Annotated in this window: 14 protein-coding genes; 7 read left to right on the top strand and 7 right to left on the bottom strand. The window is 73.0% G+C overall.

Annotated features, from left to right (window positions below; all coding sequences use genetic code 11):
• Positions 1 to 128: 128 nt before the first annotated feature.
• On the bottom strand, positions 129 to 1,115 hold the full coding sequence (locus tag AOK18_RS02200; RefSeq protein ID WP_055693142.1) for an aldo/keto reductase: 987 nt from the start codon (positions 1,113 to 1,115) through the stop codon (positions 129 to 131).
• Between the two features lie 197 nt (positions 1,116 to 1,312).
• Between AOK18_RS02200 and AOK18_RS02195 the strand changes: the two genes are divergently transcribed.
• Together AOK18_RS02195 and AOK18_RS02190 are read left to right on the top strand one after the other, a co-directional pair.
• Entirely contained in the window at positions 1,313 to 2,368 is a 1,056-nt protein-coding gene (locus tag AOK18_RS02195; RefSeq protein WP_055571200.1) for an LLM class F420-dependent oxidoreductase, read from the top strand.
• A 274-nt stretch (positions 2,369 to 2,642) separates the two neighbouring features.
• Positions 2,643 to 3,431 (top strand): ferritin-like domain-containing protein, encoded by a 789-nt coding sequence (locus tag AOK18_RS02190; RefSeq protein ID WP_055693143.1) that lies wholly within the window; start codon positions 2,643 to 2,645, stop codon positions 3,429 to 3,431.
• A gap of 75 nt (positions 3,432 to 3,506) precedes the next feature.
• Here the strand turns inward: AOK18_RS02190 and corA are convergent, their stop codons facing one another.
• Positions 3,507 to 4,502, bottom strand: a complete 996-nt coding sequence (gene corA / locus AOK18_RS02185; RefSeq protein ID WP_055571199.1) for a magnesium/cobalt transporter CorA — start codon at positions 4,500 to 4,502, stop codon at positions 3,507 to 3,509.
• 110 nt (positions 4,503 to 4,612) lie between these two features.
• Between corA and AOK18_RS02180 the strand changes: the two genes are divergently transcribed.
• The 4 genes from AOK18_RS02180 to mshC all read left to right on the top strand — a co-directional run bounded on the left by AOK18_RS02180 (position 4,613) and on the right by mshC (position 8,238).
• Positions 4,613 to 5,299: a histidine phosphatase family protein gene (locus AOK18_RS02180; protein ID WP_055571198.1), complete on the top strand. Its 687-nt coding sequence runs from the start codon at positions 4,613 to 4,615 to the stop codon at positions 5,297 to 5,299.
• 78 nt (positions 5,300 to 5,377) lie between these two features.
• Positions 5,378 to 5,968, top strand: a complete 591-nt coding sequence (locus AOK18_RS02175; RefSeq protein ID WP_055571197.1) for a DUF3090 domain-containing protein — start codon at positions 5,378 to 5,380, stop codon at positions 5,966 to 5,968.
• Positions 5,965 to 6,765 carry an SCO1664 family protein gene (locus AOK18_RS02170; RefSeq protein ID WP_055693141.1) on the top strand — a complete coding sequence of 267 codons (801 nt, stop codon included), beginning with the start codon at positions 5,965 to 5,967 and terminating at the stop codon, positions 6,763 to 6,765. Before AOK18_RS02175 ends, AOK18_RS02170 begins: the two co-directional genes overlap by 4 nt.
• A 243-nt stretch (positions 6,766 to 7,008) precedes the next feature.
• Positions 7,009 to 8,238, top strand: a complete 1,230-nt coding sequence (gene mshC, locus AOK18_RS02165) for a cysteine--1-D-myo-inosityl 2-amino-2-deoxy-alpha-D-glucopyranoside ligase (RefSeq protein ID WP_055571182.1) — start codon at positions 7,009 to 7,011, stop codon at positions 8,236 to 8,238.
• A 90-nt stretch (positions 8,239 to 8,328) separates the two neighbouring features.
• On the opposite strand, the gene AOK18_RS02160 is transcribed toward mshC, so the two are convergent.
• From AOK18_RS02160 to AOK18_RS02140, 5 genes are all read right to left on the bottom strand, one after another.
• Positions 8,329 to 9,315 carry a PAC2 family protein gene (locus tag AOK18_RS02160; RefSeq protein ID WP_055571183.1) on the bottom strand — a complete coding sequence of 329 codons (987 nt, stop codon included), beginning with the start codon at positions 9,313 to 9,315 and terminating at the stop codon, positions 8,329 to 8,331.
• A gap of 513 nt (positions 9,316 to 9,828) precedes the next feature.
• Positions 9,829 to 11,445, bottom strand: coding sequence for a glycerol-3-phosphate dehydrogenase/oxidase (locus AOK18_RS02155; RefSeq protein WP_055571184.1), 1,617 nt, complete (start codon positions 11,443 to 11,445; stop codon positions 9,829 to 9,831).
• Positions 11,446 to 11,463: 18 nt separating this feature from the next.
• Entirely contained in the window at positions 11,464 to 12,999 is a 1,536-nt protein-coding gene (glpK, locus tag AOK18_RS02150) for a glycerol kinase GlpK (protein ID WP_095533916.1), read from the bottom strand.
• A 110-nt stretch (positions 13,000 to 13,109) separates the two neighbouring features.
• A complete protein-coding gene (locus AOK18_RS02145) occupies positions 13,110 to 13,904 on the bottom strand; it encodes an MIP/aquaporin family protein (RefSeq protein ID WP_055693140.1) in 795 nt (264 codons plus the stop codon).
• 425 nt (positions 13,905 to 14,329) lie between these two features.
• Positions 14,330 to 15,094 carry an IclR family transcriptional regulator gene (locus AOK18_RS02140; protein ID WP_055693139.1) on the bottom strand — a complete coding sequence of 255 codons (765 nt, stop codon included), beginning with the start codon at positions 15,092 to 15,094 and terminating at the stop codon, positions 14,330 to 14,332.
• Between the two features lie 315 nt (positions 15,095 to 15,409).
• Between AOK18_RS02140 and AOK18_RS02135 the strand changes: the two genes are divergently transcribed.
• Positions 15,410 to 15,976 (top strand): homocysteine S-methyltransferase family protein (locus AOK18_RS02135; protein WP_206281490.1); only part of this gene is annotated, 567 nt, incomplete at its 3' end.

Genomic DNA, 15,976 nt, shown 5'->3' with positions numbered 1-15,976 from the left:
CCCCTCCGCCTCCGCGGCGGCGTCCGGGGCGGCCCCGGACGCGGTCTCCGGCGTCTCCGAGGTGTCCGCGGCCTCGCCCGGCGCCCCCGGCTCGGCGTTCTCCGCGGTCTCCTCGGGCGGCTCCGTGCTCACAGCGTGCTCCAGTCGTGATCGGGATAACGGTGCACGGGCGCCGACACGTCGTCGAGCGCCCGGCAGATCTCGTCAGGAAGAGTAAGGGCCTCCACCGACAACGCCGCCGTGAGCTGCTGCGCGTTGCGCGCGCCGACGACGGGGGCGGTCACGCCCGGCCGGTCCCGCACCCACGCGAGAGCCACCTGGAGCGCGGTCACGGCGAGCCCGTCCGCCGCCGTCGTCACCGCGTCCACGATCCTGCTCGCCGTGTCGTCCAGATACGGCTCCACGAACGCCGCCATGTGCCCGGAGGCGCGCCGCGAGTCCGGCGGCACGGCGTCCCCCCGGTACTTGCCGGTCAGCACGCCCCGCCCGAGCGGGGACGAGGGGAGCAGCCCCACCCCGGTGTCGAGGGCGGCCGGCAGCACCTCCCGCTCCACGCCCCGCTGGAGCAGCGAGTACTCCATCTGGGTACTCGCGAGCCGGGCCCGCGAGCCGGGCGCGGCGAGCTGCCAGGTCGCCGCCCTGGCCAGCTGCCAGCCGCAGAAACCGGCCACGCCGGCATAGCGGGCCCGCCCGCTGGCGACGGCGATGTCCAGGGCCTGGAGCGTCTCCTCCAGCGGGGTGGCGGGATCGTAGGAGTGGAGGTGCCACACGTCGACGTGGTCGGTGCCCAGGCGCGCGAGCGAGGCGTCCAGCGCGGAGAGCAGATGACCGCGCGAACCGTCGACCCTGCGGTCCGGGTCCGCCACGCTGCCGGCCTTGGTCGAGATGACGAGGTCCCGGCGCGGCACCAGCCCGTCCATGAGCTGCCCGAGCAGGTACTCGGCCTCCCCGTCGCCGTACACGTCGGCGGTGTCGACGAGGTTCCCGCCCGCCTCCCAGAAGGTCCTCAAGAGGTCCGCGGCGTCGTGTTCGTCGGTGTCCCGACCCCAGGTCAGGGTTCCGAGGCCGATCCGGGACACGCGCAGGCCGGTACGGCCGAGATGCCTCTGCTCCATGAACGCCGAGATTACTGGCCGGACCTGGTGGTGCGGGTACCCGCGGACGACGGATTTCCCCAGGCACCGGGCGGGGAGCGGCCCCGTCCGGTGCCCGCCCGGCACGAAGACCGCGAGCGGCACCGCACCCCCGCGGCACCCCCGCGGTATAGGGTCTGCGCACACACGACGTTACTGATCGGTAAGGGGAGACGGCCATGCAGCTCGGGATCAACCTCGGCTACTGGGGTGCCGGAATGGACGCGGACAACCTCGCCGTGGCGCAGGAGGCCGACCGCCTCGGGTACGCGGTCTGCTGGGCGGCCGAGGCCTACGGCTCCGACGCCGCCACCGTGCTCACCTGGGTCGCCGCCCAGACCGAACGCATCGACGTGGGCTCGGCCATCTTCCAGATCCCGGCCCGCCAGCCCGCGATGACCGCGATGACGGCCGCCACCCTCGACTCCCTCTCCGGCGGCCGGTTCCGCCTCGGCCTCGGCGTCTCCGGCCCGCAGGTCTCCGAGGGCTGGTACGGCGTCAAGTTCGACAAGCCGCTCGCCCGGACCCGCGAGTACGTCGAGATCATCCGCAAGGCCATGACGCGCGAGCGCCTCACCCACGACGGCGAGCACTGGACGCTGCCCCTCCCCGGCGGCCCCGGCAAGCCCATCAAGCTCACCGTGCACCCGCAGCGCGAGCACATCCCCCTCTACATCGCCGCGATCGGCCCGAAGAACCTCGAGCAGACCGGTGAGATCGCCGACGGCGCCCTGCTGATCTTCCCCTCCGCCGAACACCTGGAGGACACCGCCGTCAGGCACCTGAGGGCGGGCCGGGAGAAGGCGGGCAAGACCCTCGACGGCTTCGACGTCTGCCCCACCGTGCCCCTCGCCGTCGGGGACGACAAGGACGTCACGGCCCTCGCCGACACCTTCCGCCCCTACACCGCGCTGTACGTCGGCGGCATGGGGAGCCGCAGGCAGAACTTCTACAACCAGCTCGCCGGGCGCATGGGCTACGAGCGGGAGGCCGCCGAGATCCAGGACAAGTACCTGTCCGGTGACAAGCAGGGCGCCGCCGCGGCCGTACCGCACGACCTGATCGACTCCACGACGCTCCTCGGCTCCGTGGACCGCATCGCGGACCGGATGAAGGCCTACGCGGCCGCCGGGGTCACCACCCTCACCCTCGCCCCGGCCGGGTTCACCCTCGACGAGCGGCTCGCGTCGCTGCGCGCCGGCACCGAGGCCCTGGAACGCGCCGGCCTCGCATAGGGCCGTCCGCGGGCCGCCCGAGGAGGGCGGCCCGCGGGGAGTTCCGCGGCCGTGGCGGGGGCTCGGGGGTCCTCCCCGCCACGGCCGTCACCCGCACAACGCGCGGCGGCCCCCGCGGTTACGCCCCGGCGGCCCCGCGTCCGCCCCCCGTTCGGCGCAGTCGCCGGCCCTTCCTGTTGCCGCGCGCCCCTCCCCGCACTTGACTCCTTCTCTGCGGACCACTTCGGACCGCGCAACCGCGGACGTGCGGAGTCCTCGCGGAGAGGGGCCCATGATGCTTTCGGCCAGGAGCCTGTTCCAGGAGATCCTCGACCACGACGATTCCTTCGCGCTGTTCTGTTCCATCGCCTCCGGCGGCGAGTCCCAGGGCGGCTGGGAGAACGCCCGGATCGCCGCCCTGGTCCCCGAGTCGCAGCGCGCGCTCGCTCCCAGGATCGCCCGGCACGGAGCCGACGAGGACAAGCACGGCCGCATCTTCGACGCACTGATGAGGAAGCGCGGTGTGCGGCCCGTCCCCGTCCCGCCCGAGACCGACTACACGATGCTCCTCGAGCGCGGCGGCATCGGCCTGGCGCACGACCGGCTCAGGCGCGACGAACCGCTCACCGTCGAGGACGTCGTCACCTACCTCGCCCACAGCCGGGTCACCGAACAGCGCGCCTCCGAGCAGATGGGACTGCTCCGCAAGCACTTCTCCGGCCACCCCGAACTGGGCCGCGCGGTCAGGATGATCTCCGACGACGAGGACAACCACCTCGCCTACTGCCACGAGGAGCTCCTGCGCCTCGCCCGCGCCGGACACGGCCGCGCCGTCCGGCGCGCCCTGCGCGCGAGCGCGCTCGCCGAGATCCGCGTCCACCGGGACGTCAGCCTCGCGGTGATGGAGCGGATGGGCCGCATCCTCGGCTGGTCCGGAGCCAGGGCGGCACTCCTGGCGGCCGGCATCCACGCGGCGTACGTCTACGAGCGCCTCGGCGGCTGGCGCCGCATGGTCTCGCTGAGGATGCCGGACCGCCGCGACGCCCTGGGCGGCCCGGCGAGCACGGCCCCCGAGTTCACCTGAGCCACGGACGGCACCGCGGGGGCCGGGGCGCCGGGGGCGACCGGCTCGCGGGCCGCCCCTCCGGCCCGCCGCCCGCTACATCCAGCCGCGCCGCCTGAACATCCGGTACAGCAGCACCTCCAGCACGACCATCAGCAGGATCACCATCGGATAGGACCATTCCCAGCGCAGTTCCGGCATGTGCTCGAAGTTCATGCCGTAGATGCCCGCGACCATCGTGGGCACCACGGCCATGGCGGCCCATGCGGAGATCTTCCGCATGTCGTCGTTCTGCTGGACGCTCACCTGGGCCAGGTGGGCCGAGAGGATGTCCGAGACCAGCCGGTCCAGGTTCTCCACGGACTCGTTCACGCGCATGAGGTGGTCGTGCACGTCGCGGAAGAAGGGCCGTGCCTTCTTGGACACGAAGGGCACCGGCGCACCGGACGTGTCCGCCCCGGTGAGCCGTGCCATCGGCTGCGTCAGCGGCCCGGTCGCCCGGCGGAACTCCAGGATCTGCCGCTTGAAGGTGTAGATCCGGGACGCCGTGTGCTGCGTCCCGCCCCCGTCCGGGCTGAAGACATCCGTCTCCAGTTCCTCCAGGTCGGTCTGCAGCTCGGTCGCCACGTGGAGGTAGTGGTCGACGGCGGCGTCGGCGATCGCGTACACCACCGACGTCGCCCCCTTGCCCAGCAGGTCCGGTTCGTGCTCCAGACGGTTCCGCACGGCGTTCAGCGGGGAGCCCCCGCCGTGCCGGACAGTCACCACGAACGCGTCCCCCAGGAAGATCATGATCTCGCCGGTGGACACGGTGTCGCTGTCCGGCTCGTAGGCGACCGGCTTGAGGACCATGAACAGCGAGTCGTCGTACACCTCCAGCTTGGGCCGCTGGTGTGCCTTCAGGGCGTCCTCGACCGCCAGCGGATGCAGCCCGAACTCCTGCGTGACCAGGTCGAACTCGTCCGCCGTCGGCTCGTGCAGCCCGATCCAGACGAAACCCCCCGACGCCCGCGCCTGCTCCAGCGCGTCGGAGAAGTCACGGGGCCCCTCCGTCCGGCGTCCCTCCCGGTACACGGCACAGTCGACGATCATGCAGCGCACCTTCCCCGCACCGGCCGGACGACACATCCGGCGGCGCGGCGGACCGCGCGCGGTGCGACGCGCCGGGCCGTACCCCCGTGCGTGCGCCTACCCTGGGCCGCATGCCCACGCTGCTCCTGGTCCGGCACGGACGATCCACCGCCAACACCGAGGGACTGCTCGCCGGCCGGACGCCCGGCGTCGCCCTCGACGAACGCGGGGCCGCGCAGGCCGCCGCCCTGCCCGGACGGCTCGCCGCCCTGCCCCTCTCCGAGGTCGTCTCCAGCCCCCTCCAGCGCTGTCAGGAGACGATCCGGCCGCTCCTGGACGCCCGGCCCGGCCTCACCGCCCGCACCGACGACCGCATCGGGGAGTGCGACTACGGCGACTGGACGGGCCGCAAGCTCGCCGAGCTGAAGGACGAGCCCCTCATGGAGGTCGTCCAGGCCCATCCGTCGGCCGCCGCCTTCCCCGGCGGGGAGTCCATGCGCGCGATGCAGACGCGCGCCGCCGAGGCGGTGCGCGAGTGGAACGCGCGCGTGGAGCGTGATCACGGCGCTGACGCGGTCTACCTCATGTGTTCGCACGGGGACATCATCAAGTCCCTCGTCGCCGAGGCACTCGGACTCCACCTGGACCTCTTCCAGCGGATCTCCGTCGAACCGTGTTCCGTCACCGCGATCCGGTACACGCGGCTGCGCCCCTTCCTGGTGCGGCTCGGCGACACCGGCGACTTCGCCGCCCTGGCACCGCGCGAGGAGACACCCTCCGACGAGGCACCGGTGGGGGGCGGCGCGGGCGCACCGTGATCGTCGGCCGCAGTAGGGTGAAGCCGACGCGGCAGCGCCGTGGATACAGGTACCCACCACTCTCGATGGAGTCAGGACGTGTCCCGTCAGGTGTTCCTCTACGACCGACCGGAACGTTTCGTGGCCGGTACGGTCGGGCTTCCAGGGCGCCGTACGTTCTTCCTCCAGGCCTCAGCCGGCTCCCGGGTGACCAGCGTGGCCCTGGAGAAGACCCAGGTCGCCGCACTCGCCGAACGCATGGACGAACTGCTCGACGAGGTCGTGCGCCGTAGCGGGGGCAGCGCCGCCGTGCCCGCCGTGGCACCCGCCGAGATCGCCGACACCGCCCCGCTGGACGCCCCCGTGGAGGAGGAGTTCCGCGTCGGCACCATGGCGCTCGCCTGGGACGGCGAGGAGGAGTGCATGATCGTCGAGGCGCAGGCACTCGTCGAACTGGACGCCGAATCGGAGGAGGACCTCGCCGAGGCGGAGGAGCGGATGCTCCAGGACGAGGAGAACGGGCCCCCGATGCTCAGGGTCCGGCTCACCGGCGTCCAGGCCCGCGCCTTCGCCAAGCGCGCCCTCGACGTCGTCAACGCGGGCCGGCCGCCGTGCCCGCTGTGCAGCCTCCCCCTCGACCCGGAAGGACACGTGTGTCCGCGCCAGAACGGATACCGACGCGGAGCGTGACCACCGCAGACCCCACCGCCGCGGTACTGCTCGCCCAGGGCGAACTGACCGTGCGCGGACGCATCCGTGAGGCGTCGAACGCGGCGCTGTACTGCACCGTGACCCACGAGGGCCGCGAAGCCGCCTGCATCTACAAGCCCGTCGCGGGGGAGCGCCCCCTGTGGGACTTCCCGGACGGGACGCTCGCCGGGCGCGAGGTCGCGGCGTACCTGGTCTCCGAGGCGACCGGCTGGGGACTGGTGCCGCCCACCGTGCTGCGGGACGGCCCGCACGGCGAGGGCATGTGCCAGCTGTGGGTCGAGACCGCCCCGGACAGCGAACTCCTCGCCCTGGTCGACGGGGAGGAACCCGGACCCGGCTGGAAGGCGATCGGGTTCGCCGAGGTCGGCGGGGGACGCACCGCGCTGCTCGTGCACGCCGACGACGAGCGGCTGCGGCGGCTGGCCGTGCTCGACGCGGTGATCAACAATGCCGACCGCAAGGGCGGGCACCTCCTGCCCGCCCCGGACGGCCGCCTCCACGGCATCGACCACGGCGTCACCTTCCACGTCGAGGACAAGCTGCGCACCCTGCTGTGGGGCTGGGCGGGGGAGCCCCTGACCGGGGAGGCGCGCGAGGTCCTCGAGGCGCTCGGGAAGGCCCTCGCCGAGGGCGGCCCGCTGGCCGCCTCACTGGCCCCGCTGATCACCCCCGCCGAGATCGAGGCCACGCGCGCGCGGGTGGCCTCCCTCCTCGCCTCCGGCCTCCACCCCGAGCCCGGCGGGGACTGGCCGGCGATCCCCTGGCCGCCGGTCTGACCGACGCCCGGGGTCGGCCCCGCGCCCGGCGGTCCGGCCCCCGCCCGCCGGTTCGGCGCGCGCCCGCCGGTCCGGCGTGCGTCCGGTGCTTCGATCCGCGTCCGGTGATCTGCCCCCGCCCGGCGGTCCGGCCGCCGCCCGCGCGTCACCTGCACGTTCGGCGGTGACGTGCAAGAGCGTCTTCCCGGCCGTCGGGCCCGCTCCGGTTCGTCTCCTGGACCATGGTCCGGTTACGCTCATGACATGCATGCCTGGCCCGCTTCCGAGGTCCCCGCCCTGCCCGGTCAGGGACGCGACCTGAGGATTCACGACACCGCGACCGGAGGTTCGATCACACTCGACCCCGGCCCCGTAGCCCGTATCTACGTCTGCGGCATCACCCCGTACGACGCCACCCACATCGGACACGCGGCGACGTACAACGCGTTCGACCTCGTGCAGCGCGTGTGGCTCGACACCAAGCGGCAGGTTCACTACGTCCAGAACGTCACCGACGTCGACGACCCGCTGCTGGAGCGGGCCGAACGGGACGGCGTCGACTGGGCCGCCCTCGCCGAGCAGGAGACCCAGCTCTTCCGGGAGGACATGACGGCCCTGCGGATGCTGCCGCCGCGTCAGTACATAGGCGCCGTGGAGGCGATCCCCGGCATCGTCCCGCTCGTCGAACGGCTGCGCGACCTCGGTGCCGCGTACGAACTCGAGGGCGACACCTACTTCTCGGTCGAGGCCGACCCTCACTTCGGGCAGGTCTCGCACCTCGACGCGGCCGCCATGCGGCTGCTGTCCGCCGAACGCGGCGGCGACCCGGACCGTCCGGGCAAGAAGAACCCCCTCGACCCGATGCTCTGGTCGGCCGCCCGCGAGGGCGAGCCCAGCTGGGACGGCGGGTCGCTGGGCCGGGGCCGTCCGGGCTGGCACATCGAGTGCGTGGCCATCGCCCTCGACCACCTGGGCATGGGCTTCGACGTCCAGGGCGGCGGCTCCGACCTGGTCTTCCCGCACCACGAGATGGGCGCCTCGCACGCCCAGGTGCTCACCGGCGAGTTCCCCATGGCCAAGGCGTACGTCCACGCGGGGATGGTCGCCCTGCACGGCGAGAAGATGTCCAAGTCCAAGGGCAACCTGGTCTTCGTGTCCCGGCTGCGGCGCGACGGCGTGGACCCGGCGGCGATCCGACTGGCACTGCTCGCCCACCACTACCGCGCCGACTGGGAATGGACCGACCGGGTCCTCCAGGACGCCGTGACGCGGCTCGGGCACTGGCGGGCCGCCGTCTCCCGCCCCGACGGCCCGTCCGCCGAGGCACTGGTGGACGAGATCCGCGAAGCCCTGGCCAACGACCTGGACGCTCCGGCGGCGCTGGCCGCCGTCGACCGCTGGGCCGTGACCCAGGAACAGCAGGGGGGCACGGACGCGAGCGCGCCCGGGGTCGTCTCCCGGGCCGTGGACGCCCTGCTCGGCGTGGCGCTGTAGGCGGCAGGCGACACGGTGGGGCGCCCCGTCCACCGACGGGGCGCCCCACCGCCGCACGTTCTCCGGTCTTCCCGGCCCTTCGGGGACCCGCTAGTCCTCCGAGGAATCCTCGCCGTCCGCGTCCGGTTTCGGCGGCTTCGGCGGGCGGGGCCGGCTGCCCGGGGCGTCCCGCCGGAACGACGGGCCGTCCCCGCCGTCGGCCGTGGCGTGCCCGCCGGGCTGCGGCGGGCCGGACCCGCCGTCGCGGCGGCGCAGATAGCGCTCGAACTCGCGGGCGATCGCCTCGCCCGACGCCTCCGGCAGCTCGGCCGTGTCCCGGGCCTCCTCCAGCGACTGGACGTACTCGGCGACCTCGCTGTCCTCCGCGGCCAGCTGGTCCACGCCCACCTGCCACGCGCGCGCGTCCTCGGCCAGTTCGCCCAGCGGGATGCGCACGTCGATCAGGTCCTCCAGCCGGTTCAGGAGGGCGAGCGTCGCCTTCGGGTTCGGCGGCTGCGACACGTAGTGCGGGACCGCCGCCCACAGCGACACCGCCGGGACGCCCGCGTGCGTGCACGCCTCCTGGAGAATGCCCACGATCCCCGTGGGACCCTCGTACTTGGTCTCCTCCAGGTCCATGCGGCGGGCCAGGTCCGGATCGGACGTGGTCCCGCTGATCGGGACCGGACGGGTGTGCGGGGTGTCGCCCAGCAGGGCGCCCAGGACGACCACCAGCTCCACCCCGAGTTCGTGGGCGAAGCCCAGCAGCTCGTTGCAGAACGAACGCCAGCGCATGGACGGTTCGATCCCGCGGACCAGTACCAGGTCGCGCGGCTTGTCGCCCCCGACCCGGACCACCGACAACCGCGTCGTGGGCCACGTGATCTTCCGCACGCCGCCGTCCATGAACACCGTGGGCCGGTTGACCTGGAAGTCGTAGTAGTCCTCGGCGTCCAGCGCCGCGAACACCTCGCCCTTCCACTCCCTGTCCAGATGCGCGACCGCGGTGGAGGCGGCGTCGCCGGCATCGTTCCAGCCCTCGAACGCGGCCACCATGACCGGGTCGATCAGCTCGGGAACCCCCTCGAGCTCGATCACCCAGTGCCTCCTTCCGACGTACCCTCACGTACGCCCCAACCTTACGGCGTGCCGGGGGAGCGTCCGCAGCACCCTCGCAGGGGGAATGCCCCAACACTGCCCCGGCGGGAGCCGGGAAACACCCCGCGCCGACCGGAGCCGTCCGGGAGCGCGGCCCGCTCGCCGCACGGGCGGCGGGCCCCCGTCCCCCGCCGGCGGTCCGGGACCCGGTGCGTCCGGTTCCCGCGCGCCGGGCGGCACGGCCCCGGCGGCAGCCGCGGCCGGCCCCGGCACCCGGCGCACGGCGGGGCGCTCCGGGGCCGCGTGCCGTCCCGGCGGAAGCCCGCGGCGCCACCCGGTGCTCCGGCACGGTGCGCGCCCCGCCTCCCGCGGGGAGGCGGGTGACGGCCCCTCAGCCGGAAGGGGCGGCTCCCCACCGGCCCGCGGAGCCGGTGGGGAGCCGCCCCTTCGCGCCACCGCCCCCGTACCGCAGGGAGGACCGCTCCCGTGCGGGCGGGCCCGGCGAGCGCGCGGTCACTTCCCGTCGAGCAGGTCCTGGACCTGTGCGCGCACCTCGTCCGTGGCCAGTCCCCGGATCGTCAGCGTCGTACGGCGGCGCAGCACGTCGTCCGCCGTCTCGGCCCACTCGTGGTCCCGGGCCCAGACGACCTGCGCCCAGATCTCCGGTGCGTCCGGGTGGACGCGCCGGGCCAGCGCCGGATCGTCGTTGGCCAGCCGGGCGATGTCGAAGGCCAGCGAACCGTAGTGGGTGGCCAGGTGCCGGGCGGTGTCCGCCGCCATGCGCGGGCCGGGCGCGGGGTTGTCCACCAGCAGGCGGTGGGCGACCGCGCGCGGGTTGGCGACGCCCGGCAGCGGCAGCTTGCTCGGCAGCGAGCCGACGGGCTCGAAGTCGTCGCCCAGCGGGTGGCCGGGCAGTTCCTGGAGCTTGCGCATCACCGTGCGGCCGATGTGGCGGAAGGTGGTCCACTTGCCGCCCGCGACGGAGAGCATCCCGCCGCGGCCCTCGCTGACGACCGTCTCGCGCTTGGCCTTCGCGGTGTCCCCGGGACCGCCCGGCAGCACCCGCAGGCCGGCGAAGGAATACGTGATCAGATCGCGGTCCAGCTGCTGGTCGCGGATGGAGAACGCGGCCTCGTCGAGTATCTGGGCGGTGTCCCTCTCGGTGACCGCGACGTCCGCCGGATCGCCCTCGAACTCCTCGTCGGTCGTGCCGAGCAGCAGCATGTCCTCCCAGGGGAGGGCGAAGGTGATGCGGTACTTGTCGATCGGCGTGGCCAGCGCGGCCCGCCAGGGGGCGGTCCGCTTCAGGACCAGGTGCGCGCCCTTGGACAGGCGGATGGACGGCGCCGCCTTCGGGTCCTCCATCCGGCGCAGGTGATCCACCCAGGGCCCGGTCGCGTTCAGCACCAGACGGGCGTCGATGCCGAACTCGTCGCCCGACAGCCGGTCGCGCAGCTCGGCACCGGTCACCCGGCCCCGGGTGAACCGCAGACCGGTCACCTCGGCGTGGTTGAGGACCACCGCGCCCGACTCGGCCGCCGCGCGGACCGTCATCAGCGCCATCCGCGCGTCGTTCATCTGGTCGTCGCCGTACACGGCCACGGCCTTGAGGTTGTCCGTGCGCAGCTCCGGCACGTCCCGCGCGGCCTTGGCGGGGGAGAGCAGGTGGCCCACCCCGTCACCGAAGGCCGACAGGGCCGAGTACGCGAAGACACCCGCTCCGAGCTTCGCCGCGCCGTGCGGCCCGCCCTTGTACACGGGGAGGTAGAACGTGAGCGGGTTCGCCAGGTGGGGGGCCACCTGGCGGGAGACCGCACGGCGCTCGAAGTGGTTCTCCGCCACCAGCTTCACCGCGCCGGTCTGCAGGTAGCGCAGACCGCCGTGGAGCAGCTTGGAGGAGGCGGAGGAGGTGGCGCCGGCGAAGTCGCCGGCGTCGACCAGAGCCACCCTGAGGCCGGACTGCGCGGCGTGCCAGGCGGTGGAGATGCCCAGGATGCCGCCGCCGATCACGAGAAGGTCGTACGACGCCTTGGAGAGCTGCTCCCTGGTCTCGGCCCGGCTCGGGTTCGAGCTGGAAGCCGGGTGCGTCCCCAGGGCAGGCACGGACTGCAGGGTGGGCTGAGTGGTCATGGCGGGTCGTGCTCCTCGTCAGTCTTCGTCCTCGAGCCAGCCCATGGTCCGCTCGACGGCCTTGAGCCAGCTCTTGTACTCACGGTCGCGGACCTCCGCGTCCATGCGGGGGGTCCACTCGGCGGCCCGGCGCCAGTTGGCGCGCAGGTCGTCCGTGCTGTTCCAGAAGCCCACGGCCAGGCCGGCGGCGTAGGCGGCACCGAGGCAGGTGGTCTCGGCGACCATGGGGCGCACCACGGGCGCGTCCAGGAAGTCCGAGAGCGTCTGCATCAGCAGGTTGTTGGAGGTCATGCCGCCGTCGACCTTGAGGGCGGCCAGTTCGACGCCGGAATCCTTCGTCATGGCGTCGGCGATCTCCCGCGTCTGCCAGGCAGTGGCCTCCAGGACGGCGCGCGCGAGGTGCGCCTTGGTGACGTACCGGGTCAGGCCGGCGATCACACCGCGGGCGTCGGAACGCCAGTACGGGGCGAACAGGCCGGAGAAGGCCGGCACGAAGTAGGCGCCGCCGTTGTCCTCGACCGAGAGCGCGAGGGTCTCGATCTCGGCGGCGGTGGAGACCAGGCCCATCTGGTCGCGCATCCACTGCACCAGCGCACCGGTGACGGCGATGGAGCCCTCGAGGGCGTAGACCGGCTTCTGGTCGCCGATCTGGTAGCCGACGGTGGTCAGCAGCCCGCTGTAGGAGTTGATGATCTTGTCGCCGGTGTTCATCACCATGAAGGTGCCGGTGCCGTACGTCGACTTGGTCTCGCCCTCGGCGAAACAGGTCTGGCCGAAAAGGGCCGCCTGCTGGTCGCCGAGCGCGGAGGCGACCGGGATGCCGCCCAGCAGGTCGCCCAGGGCGCCGCCCTTGATCTCGCCGTAGACCTCGGCGGAGGAGCGGATCTCGGGCAGCATCGCCGTCGGGACGCCGATGGACTCGGCGATTCTCTCGTCCCACCGCATGGTGTGCAGGTTCATCAGCATGGTGCGGGAGGCGTTGGTGACGTCGGTGACGTGCTTGCCGCCCTCCGCGCCGCCGGTCAGGTTCCAGATGACCCATGTGTCCATGGTGCCGAAGAGGATGTCGCCCGCCTCGGCGCGCTCCTTGAGCCCTTCGACGTTGTCGAGCAGCCAGCGGGCCTTGGGCCCGGCGAAGTAGGAGGCGAGGGGGAGGCCCGTCTCGCGGCGGAAACGGTCCTGCCCCACGTTGCGGCCGAGCTCGCGGCACAGGGCGTCGGTGCGGGTGTCCTGCCAGACGATGGCGTTGTGGACCGGCTCCCCGGTGTGCCTGTCCCACAGCACGGTGGTCTCGCGCTGGTTGGTGATCCCGATGGCCTTGATGTCGTCCCGGGTGATGCCGGCCTTCTCGACGGCTCCGGCGACGACCTCCTGGACGTTGGTCCAGATCTCGGCGGCGTCGTGTTCGACCCAGCCCGGCTTGGGGAAGATCTGCTCGTGTTCCTTCTGGTCGACGGCGACGATGCGGCCGTCGCGGTCGAAGACGATGCAGCGCGACGAGGTCGTGCCCTGGTCGATGGCGGCGATGAACGGACCGTGGCCGTGGGAGGCGATGCCGGCGGAGTGGTCGTCGGTCACTGTGTGCTCCTGGAGGTTCCTTGGTTACGGGGCTGTACGTACGGCGCTTCTACAAGACTCGGGGTTCCCCGGCAGCGGGGTCGTCCTCAGGCGAAGGCGAGGTTGTAGACGCCCGCCGCGAGGGCACTGCCGATCAGCGGACCGACCACCGGGACCCACGCGTAGGTCCAGTCGGAACCGCCCTTGTTGGGCAGCGGCAGGAGGGCGTGCACGATGCGCGGGCCGAGGTCGCGGGCGGGGTTGATCGCGTAGCCGGTCGGCCCGCCGAGGGAGAGGCCGATGGAGACGACCACGAGGGCGGTGATCAGGCCGCCCAGCGCGCCGAGGCCGTTGCCGGCGTCGTTCAGGCCCTGGGTGAGCACGGCGATGATCAGCACGAAGGTGCCGACGATCTCCGTGGCGAGGTTCTGGGCCGGGTTGCGGATCTCCGGGCCGGTGGAGAAGACGCCGAGCACCGGGCCGGCGCCCTTCTCCCGGGCCTCGACCGCCTTGGTGTCGGCGGCCCGCGCGCTCAGGTCGCCGACGACCTCCTCGTCGGTGAGGTGCGCCCGGAACTGGCCGTAGTAGGCCACCCAGACCAGCGCCGCGCCGATCATCGCGCCCAGGAACTCTCCGGCGAAGTAGACCGGAACGTTGCTCCAGTCGCCGTCCTTGATCGCGAGCCCCACGGTCACGGCCGGGTTGAGGTGGGCTCCGGACAGCGGAGCGGAGATGTACACCGCCGTCATGACGGCGAAGCCCCACCCGAGGGCGATGGCGAGCCAGCCGGCGCCTCGGGCCTTGGAGGCCTTCAGGGTCACGGCGGCGCACACACCGCCGCCGAGCAGGATGAGTATGGCGGTACCTATGGTCTCGCCGATGAAGATGTCGGAGCTGGACACCCGCGACTCCTTTGTCCTTCGTCCAGGGAAGCCGACCCCCGGGTCCCACCGGGGATTGGCGCTCTCCGTGGAGAGAGCGGTGCCGGCCCTTGCCACACCCTAACGCGTATTGCCGTCAAGTGTTCGACAATGCCGACCGATGGACGGGAGTCTTTCCCCGCCCTCACCTGCGCGTCAAGGGTTTGGTCGTCGAAAGCGCGATCGTTATCGGTTGCCCCGAGATGTCGATCTTCGGAACGGGCCCGCGGGGGCGCGTCCGGCCCTCCGCCGCGGAGCGCGACGACGGCCGGAGCGCCGTGCGGCGTCCCGGCCGGGAGGGGGGTGCGGGTGCGGGTGCGGGGTGTCCGTCGCGCGGGCGCCGGCCGTCACCCGGCCGGGAACCGCCCGCGGTCCACACGCGCCCCGCCGGCGGGTCCGGACCCTGGTCAGAAGCGCCGGGCGCCCAGGTCCCGCGACACCGCGCGGGCGCAGTCCCGGACCGCCGCGATCAGCTCGGGGCGCAGCTCGCCGTCCTGCCGCAGCCGCTCCACCGCGCCCGTGACGCCGACCGCGCCGACCGGCATGCGCCGCCGGTCGTGGACGGGGGCCGCGATCGAGGCCACGCCCTCCCAGGTCTCCTCGACGTCCGCCGCGTACCCGCGCGCGCGGGTGACGTCGAGGATCCGCTCGAAGGCGTCCGCGTCGCACACCGTGCGGTCGGTGAACGCCGTGCGGTCGGCCTCCAGGGCCTCGCTGTGGGCCACCGGGTCGTAGGCCGCCAGCACCTTGCCCAGGGCCGTGGAGTGCAGCGGCTGCATGGCCCCCACCTCCAGGACCTGACGGCTGTCGTCGGGCCGGAACACGTGGTGCACGATCAGCACGCCCCGCTGGTGCAGCACCCCCAGGTAGACGCTCTCCCCGCTGGAGCGGGCCAGGTCGTCCGTCCACACCAGGGCGCGGGCCCGCAGCTCGTGCACGTCGAGGTAGGTGGTCCCCAGGCGCAGCAGCTCCGCGCCCAGCTGGTAGCGCCCGGAGGCCTCGTCCTGCTCCACGAAGCCCACCTGCTGGAGGGTGCGCAGGATGCCGTGGGCCGTCCCCTTGGCCAGGTCCAGCGACGAGGCGATGTCCGACAGGCCGAGCCGCCGCTCGCCGCCCGCCAGCAGGCGCAGCATCGCCGCCGCCCGTTCGAGCGACTGGATGTTCCGTGTCATCGCCGTGCTGCCTCCGTCCCCTTCGACCGCCGCCCCGCGACGCCACCTCTGTTCGGCAATGCCGAACACTACCGCTCGATGCCGACCTCTCGCCAACGTTCCGCCGTCATCGGCCGAGAACCGCGGTGCCGTCCGGCACGTCACCCGTACGCGGACGTCGGGACCCGGCCATCATGGTCCGGCTTGTGGACGGGCCGGACACCGGGGAGCGATACCGGGCTAGTCTGACGGCGTGCCCTGTCCGGGAAGCTCCACCGGGGAGCGTTCCGGGCAGCCGCAAAGCCGACAGCCGTCGCACGTGAGGGAGCCCCTTCCATGGCCTCGTTGCCGCTGACCCCTTCCCCCGACAGCCGGACCCGCGTGTCCGCGCTCCGAGAGGCCCTCGCCACCCGCGTGGTGGTCGCCGACGGAGCGATGGGCACCATGCTCCAGGCGCAGGACCCCACCCTCGAGGACTTCGAGAACCTCGAGGGCTGCAACGAGATCCTGAACCTGACACGCCCGGACATCGTCCGTTCGGTCCACTCGGAGTACTTCGACGCGGGCGTCGACTGCGTCGAGACCAACACCTTCGGCGCCAACCACAGCGCCGCCTCCGAGTACGACATCGCCGACCGGGTGCACGAACTCTCCGAGGCCGGCGCCCGCATCGCCCGCGAGGTCGCCGACGAGCACGCCGCCCGGGACGGCCGCACCCGCTGGGTGCTCGGCTCGATCGGCCCCGGCACCAAGCTGCCGACCCTCGGCCACATCGGCTACGGCACGATCCGCGACGGCTACCAGGCCAACGCCGAGGGACTGCTCGCGGGCGGCGCCGACGCGCTGATCGTCGAGACCACCCAGGACCTCCTCCAGACCAAGGCCTCGATCCTCGGCGCCCGC

Origin of the sequence: Streptomyces prasinopilosus, assembly GCF_001419695.1 — a bacterium.
Taxonomy (GTDB): domain Bacteria; phylum Actinomycetota; class Actinomycetes; order Streptomycetales; family Streptomycetaceae; genus Streptomyces; species Streptomyces prasinopilosus.
Note: the sequence above shows the minus strand (reverse complement) of the source record. Positions and strands in the feature narration are given on the sequence as shown.